6 protein-coding genes are annotated in these 6,177 nt (G+C 73.2%); 1 reads left to right on the top strand and 5 read right to left on the bottom strand.

Features of this window, described 5'->3' with window-relative positions; genetic code table 11:
* Window positions 1-236: 236 nt before the first annotated feature.
* Window positions 237-2,135 (top strand): ABC transporter ATP-binding protein, encoded by a 1,899-nt coding sequence (locus tag NWP10_RS10070; RefSeq protein ID WP_258300810.1) that lies wholly within the window; start codon window positions 237-239, stop codon window positions 2,133-2,135.
* Window positions 2,136-2,274: 139 nt separating this feature from the next.
* On the opposite strand, the gene NWP10_RS10065 is transcribed toward NWP10_RS10070, so the two are convergent.
* From NWP10_RS10065 to NWP10_RS10045, 5 genes are all read right to left on the bottom strand, one after another.
* Window positions 2,275-2,589, bottom strand: a complete 315-nt coding sequence (locus NWP10_RS10065; protein ID WP_258300809.1) for an ammonia monooxygenase — start codon at window positions 2,587-2,589, stop codon at window positions 2,275-2,277.
* Between the two features lie 171 nt (window positions 2,590-2,760).
* Window positions 2,761-3,963, bottom strand: coding sequence for an ABC transporter permease (locus tag NWP10_RS10060; RefSeq protein WP_258300807.1), 1,203 nt, complete (start codon window positions 3,961-3,963; stop codon window positions 2,761-2,763).
* Window positions 3,960-4,844 (bottom strand): ABC transporter ATP-binding protein, encoded by an 885-nt coding sequence (locus NWP10_RS10055; RefSeq protein ID WP_258300806.1) that lies wholly within the window; start codon window positions 4,842-4,844, stop codon window positions 3,960-3,962. The genes NWP10_RS10060 and NWP10_RS10055 overlap by 4 nt, the downstream gene beginning before the upstream one ends.
* 194 nt (window positions 4,845-5,038) lie before the next feature.
* The gene (locus NWP10_RS10050; protein WP_258300805.1) at window positions 5,039-5,755 is read right to left on the bottom strand and encodes a response regulator transcription factor; all 717 of its coding nucleotides are present in this window, start codon (window positions 5,753-5,755) and stop codon (window positions 5,039-5,041) included.
* Window positions 5,752-6,177: sensor histidine kinase (locus NWP10_RS10045; RefSeq protein ID WP_258300804.1), on the bottom strand; the 426-nt coding region annotated here is incomplete at its 5' end. The genes NWP10_RS10045 and NWP10_RS10050, both read right to left, overlap by 4 nt.

Raw genomic sequence — 6,177 nt, 5'->3', positions numbered from 1 at the left:
GCACTGGATGGACCCCGCCGCTCCGGCCGCGCCCGCCGGCCACCAGGTGGCCCCGCTGCTGGTGGCGGTGCTGGCCGCCGTCGCGAAGAACCCGCCGTTCTGAGGCTGCCGCCCCATCCGCCGACCCACCTCTCCGAGCTGTCCTGCATCCGGCCGCTCTGGGGCCCGGAACAGCCCTCTTTCCGGCCCTGTGCAGGACAGCTCGAGGTGTCCGCCGCGGCCACTAGCCTGGACCGGTGACATCCCTGCTGCGCATCCTGCGCTTCGCCCCCCAGCTCAACCGCCTCTACCTGGGCATCGCCGTCAGCTCCGTGCTGGCCGCCGTGCTCACCCTGGCCACCCCGTTCCTGATCGGCGCGGCCACGGACCGCATCGTCGCCGCGATCGCGGGGGAGACGACGGTGGAGGACGCCGTCGTCGCGGTGACGTGGCTGGCGGTGGCGTTCCTCGCCGTCGAGGTGACCACCACCCTCGTGGTGAGCGTGGGCGGCTACTGGGGCGACGTCATGGCCGCGCGCATGCGCACCATCCTCTCCACCCGGTACTTCGACCAGCTGCTGCACCTGCCGCAGCGGTACTTCGACACCGCCATCACCGGGCGCGTCACCAACCGCCTCAACCGCACGATCAACGAGCTCACGCAGTTCCTGCAGTTCTTCGCGAACAACGCGTTCACCATGCTCATCACCACGACGGCGGTGCTCGTCATCACCGCCTTCTACTGGTGGCCGCTGGCGATCCTGCTCGCGATCGTGTTCCCCGTGTACATGTGGCTCACGGCCAAGACCTCCGCCAAGTGGCAGGTCTGGGAGGGGGAGAAGAACATCGAGGTGGACATGGCCTCCGGGCGGTTCGCCGAGGTGGTCTCCCAGATGTCCGTGGTGCGCGCGTACAACCGGCAGGACCACGAGCTGGCCGGCTTCCGGGAGCGGTTCACGCGGACCGTCGGCATCACCCGGAAGCAGTCCCGGTTCTGGCACGGCATGGACGCGTGGCGCCGGCTCGCCCTGAACGCGGTGTTCGGGGCCATGTACCTGATCGTGTTCGTGCGCACCGCGCAGGGCCTGTTCTCCGTGGGGGACATGGTGATCCTCCTGCAGCTGATGAACATGGCGCGGCAGCCGATCTTCTCCATGAGCTTCCTCGTGGACTCCGCGCAGCGCGCCGTCGCCGGGTCCAAGGACTACTTCGAGGTGCTCGCCGAGGAGCGCGAGCGCGCCGGCGGCGCCGGGCCGCAGGGCCGGGGCGCGGCGACCGTCGCGGCCGGGCAGCCCAGGGCGGACGACGACGGCGGCACGGACGTCCGCCGGGGCGGCGCGGCGCCGAGCCGGCCCGCTCAGCCGCGTGCCGACGTCGTGCCCGCCGTGCGCTTCGACGAGGTGAGCTTCGCGTACGACCCGGACGCGTCCCGGCCCGTGCTGGACCGCGTGAGCTTCGAGATCCCGCAGGGGCAGCGGGTGGCGCTGGTAGGCGAGTCGGGCGGCGGCAAGTCGACCATCGCGCACCTGCTCATGGGGCTGTACCCGGTCACGGGCGGGCGGATCGAGGTGTTCGGGCAGGACGTGGCCGAGCTGGACCTGGCCGAGCTGCGCGAGCGGATCGCCGCCGTGTTCCAGGAGCCGAGCCTGTTCTCCGGGACGGTGCGCGAGAACATCGCCTACGCGGACCCGGCCGCCTCGGACGAGCGGGTGCGGGCCGCCGCCGAGGCGGCGTACGCGCACCGGTTCGTGGAGGCGTTCGACGACGGCTACGAGCAGGTGATCGGCGAGCGCGGGCTGCGGCTCTCCGGCGGCCAGAAGCAGCGGATCGCGGTGGCGCGGGCCGTGCTCAAGGACGCGCCGATCCTCGTGCTGGACGAGGCGACCTCCGCCCTGGACACGAAGTCCGAGCGGCTCGTGCAGGGGGCGCTGGAGGAGCTGATGGTGGGACGCTCGAGCCTCATCGTGGCGCACCGGCTGAGCACCATCGCGTCCGTGGACCGGATCGTCACGCTGCGCGGCGGGCGGGTGCAGGAGGTCGGCACGCCGGCCGAGCTCGCCGAGTCCGGCGGCATCTACGCGCAGCTGCTGCGACTGCAGAAGGCCGGTACCAAGGAGGCCCGGAAGATGCTCAAGGAGTACGGACTCAGCGGGTGACCCCTGCCCTCCCTGGAGAGATTCGGGTGACTTGTCGGAGGTGAAAGGGCCGCACACCCCCGAGAAGTCACCCGAATCTGCGCGGGGTGTGGGGCGTGGGGCGGGGCATTGCGTGTGGCGGGCGCGGGGCGCGTGCGGCTCAGCCCCGGGGCCGCCACACGTGCAGCAGGTACCCGTAGGTCAGCGACGTCGCCTCGGGGTGGGCCGCCAGCCACTCCTCGGCCAGGTCCGCGGGGAACTCGAGCCGCAGGACGGCCTCGAGGTCGGCGAGCGTGTGGAACGTCCACGAGCTCATGACCTCGCGGGTCTCCGCGCCCACGTCGGCCCACCACCGGCGGGCGTACGTGTCCTGCCCCTTGTCCGCGGCGGCGTCGCTGCGGACCAGCAGCTCGGCGAACTCGCCGCGCTCGGTGTCGTTGTCGATCACCACGAGCGCCCCGTCCGGCCGCAGCACCCGGGCGACCTCCTCGAGCCCCGGGCGGACGTCCCACCGCGGGTGCGGGATGCGCCCACCCGGGTGCCCTCCCCACGGGGAGATTGGGGCGACTTGTCGGGGGTGGAAGCGCCTTCCACCCCCGACAAGTCGCCCGAAACGCCACGGGCCATGGGGTCGGCTCAGCTCGGCTCAGCCGCGCTGCAGCGCCTGACGCCAGGTCAGCGCCTTGCCGGTGCGCAGGATGGAGCGCTCGTAGATGGCGGCGGCCAGCCAGATGGCCAGGGCGGTCGAGACCACGAGGATGCCCAGGGCCAGGACGTGCTCCCACATCTGTCCCTGCTCGAGGTAGATGCGCAGCGGCACGGCCACCGGCGCGGAGAACGGGACGAAGCTCATGATCCGCAGGGCGTCGGGGTTGTCGTTGAAGACGGTCACCCCGAAGTACGGGAGCATGATCATCAGCATCACCGGCATGGACGTGGAGCCGATGTCCTCCTGCCGGGACACCATGGACGCCGCCGCCGCGTACAGCGCCGCGATCATCACGAAGCCAATGCTGAACATCAGCACGAACCACAGGATCGGCACGCCGAGCCCGTCCAGGGGCAGCACGTCGCCGTTGATCTGCAGCCCCAGCAGCAGCGCGCCGGCGATCAGCGCGACCTGCAGGATCGCCATCGCCGCGTTGCCGAGCACCTTGCCGGCCATCATGGCGCGGGCGGGCACCGCGGCGAGCAGGATCTCCACGATCCGCGACTGCTTCTCCTCGATCACGGACACGGCGATCTGCTGGCCGAACGTGATCGCGGCCATGAAGAACACCAGCCCGAAGCCGAAGGCGATGAAGTACCGCAGCATCGGGTTCGGCGCGCTCGGGTCCAGCAGCTCGACGGCGGGGCTCACCGACAGCGCTTGCACGAGAGACGTGGGCACGTCCGTCATGGCGAGCACCTCGAGCCCGCCCGGGGCGTCGGCGCTGGGCAGCACGGCGGCCTCCACGTCCCCGCGCTCGACGGCGGCCCGCGCCTCCTCGGCCGAGCCGAGGGTCCGCGCGTCGTAGTCCTCGCCGAGGGCGACGACGGCGGGCGCGGTCTGCTCGACGACGCCCACCGACGTGCCGTCCCCGGCGAACAGGTCGCCCAGGCGGGGCACGAGCAGGGTGGCGGCCAGCGCGGCGGCCACGAGGAGCAGCGTAGTGATGATGAACGGCTTGGAGGTGCCCTTCACCTTCATCTCGCGGGCGGCCACCGTCCCCACGGCGGTCCAGAACGGGGTGCGGCGCGGCTCAGTGCGGCGCGGCTCCGGTCGGCCCGGCCCGGCGGTGCCCGGGGCGACGGCGGCGCCCCCGGGTCGGCGGTCGGCGGTGGTGGGGTGCGTGGATGCGGTGCTCATCGGGTGACCTCCGTGAAGATCTCGTGCAGGGAGCGGGTGACGGGGCCGAAGCGGTGCACCGGCCCGCGGTCGGCGGCGTCGGCGAGGACGCGCTGGGCGGCCTCCGGGGTGTCGGCGCGGAAGCGGGCGCGTCCGCCGTCGAAGTGGAGGACCTCGATCCCGGGCAGGCCGCGCACCCAGCCGGTGTCGGCGTCGGCGTGCAGCTCCCACTCCGGGTCGGCGTGGGCGGCGAGCAGCTCGTCCCGGGTGCCGGAGGCGCGGACGCGGCCGCCGGCGAGGATGACGAGCTCGTCGCAGAGGCGCTCGACGAGGTCCAGCTGGTGCGAGGAGAACAGCACGGGGACGCCGGTGTCCGCGGTCTCGCGGAGCACCTGGAGGGTGGTCTCCACGGCGTTCGGGTCGAGGCCGGAGAACGGCTCGTCGAGGACGAGGGCCACGGGGTCGTGGACGAGGGCTGCGGCGATCTGCGCGCGCTGCTGGTTGCCGAGGGAGAGCTCCTCGAGGCGGCTGCCGGCGCGGTCCCCGAGGTTCAGCCGCTCGAGCAGCTCGAGGGCGCGGGCCTTCGCGTCCGCCCCGCGCATGTGGTGCAGCCGGCCGAGGTAGACGAGCTGGTCCAGCACGCTCATCTTCGGGTAGAGGCCGCGCTCCTCCGGCATGTAGCCGATGCCCGCGCGGTAGTCGCGGGTGATGGGGGCGCCGTCCACCTCGATGCGGCCGGCGTCGGCGTCCAGGACCCCGAGCAGGATGCGCATAGTGGTGGTCTTGCCGGCCCCGTTGCCGCCCACGAAGCCGGTCATCAGACCCGGACGGATGCTGAAGGTCAGGTCCTGCAGCACGGGGGTGGACCCGAAGGACTTGCTCACCTCGTTGACTGTGATCATGGCCTCAGCCTAGGAATCGGCCCGGGCGGGGCGCCTCCGCCGTGCGGGGGAGATCCGGGGCTCCGCCCGGCCGGAGGGGGAGGGGGCGTGGGGGAGGAGTGCCGAGACCTGGCGTTTGGGGTGACTTGTCGGGGGTCCGGGGCGCTTTCACCCCCGACAAGTCACCCGAATCTCCTGGGGGCTGGGGCCCGGGCTCAGCCGGCCACGCCCTGCTCGAACGCCCAGATCACCGCGTGCACCCGGTCCCTGGCGCCGAGCTTCATCAGCACGTTGGACACGTGGGTCTTCACGGTCGACTCGCCCACGAACAGCTGCCCCGCGATCTCCCCGTTGGAGAGCCCGCGCGCCATCAGCGTGAGGATCTCCGCCTCGCGGCCGGTCAGCCCCGCCTTCCCGACGGCGTCGCTCGCCTCCGCCTGCCCGGGCGCGGCGCCGTCGTCGTCCCGGGGCTGACCGACGCCCGCCGGGCCGTCCACCCCCTCCGGCGCGGCGGAGGCCATCCGCCGCAGCACGCGGCGGGTGACCTGCGGGTCGAGGAGGGCGTCGCCGCGGCCGAGGACGCGGACGGCGTCGATGAGGTGCTCGGCCTCCGCGGACTTGAGCAGGAAGCCCGAGGCGCCGGCCTCGAGGGTCTCGAAGAGGAAGTCGTCCCGGTCGAAGGTGGTGAGGATGAGGACGGCGGCCCGTGTGCCGGCCTCGGCCAGGGCGCGCGTGGCCTCGATGCCGTCCATGCGCGGCATCTGCACGTCCATGCAGATCACGTCCGGGTCCAAGGCGGCGGCGCGCTCGAGGCAATCGGCGCCGTCGCCGGCCTCGCCGACCACCTCGATGTCGTCCTGGCTCTGCAGGATGGCGGCGAAGCCGAGCCGGATCAGCGGCTGGTCGTCCACCAGGAGCACGCGGGTGGTCATCGGGCCGCCTCCGTGGTCGGGTCCGGCATGGTCTCGGGCTGCACGGTCTCGTCCGGCGCGGGTGGCGGCGCATCCGCCGCATCCCACGCCGCGTCCTCGCCCGGCGCCGGCGGCGTGGGCACGCTCGCGCGCACGAGCCAGCCGCCGCAGGGCTTCGGGCCGCACCGCACGGTGCCGCCCACCGAGGCCATCCGCTCCGCCATGCCGACCAGCCCCAGCCCGGTCCCGGCCGGGACGGCGCCGCCGGCGCCCCCGGGCGACCGCTCGGAGCCGGCTTCGGCGTCGGGACGGGCCCGGCCGTCGTCGCTGACCTCCAGCTCGACGCGCTCCGGCTCGGTCCGCAGCCGCACTTCGACGGCGGCGCGTGGGCCCGCGTGCCGGCGCGCGTTGGTCAGGCCCTCCTGCGCCACGCGGTAGAGGGC

Source organism: Micrococcus sp. HG099, from assembly GCF_024723355.1.
GTDB classification, from domain to species: Bacteria; Actinomycetota; Actinomycetes; order Actinomycetales; family Micrococcaceae; genus Micrococcus; species Micrococcus endophyticus.
The sequence above is the reverse complement of the archived record's forward strand: the minus strand, read 5'-3'. Positions and strand labels throughout refer to the sequence as shown.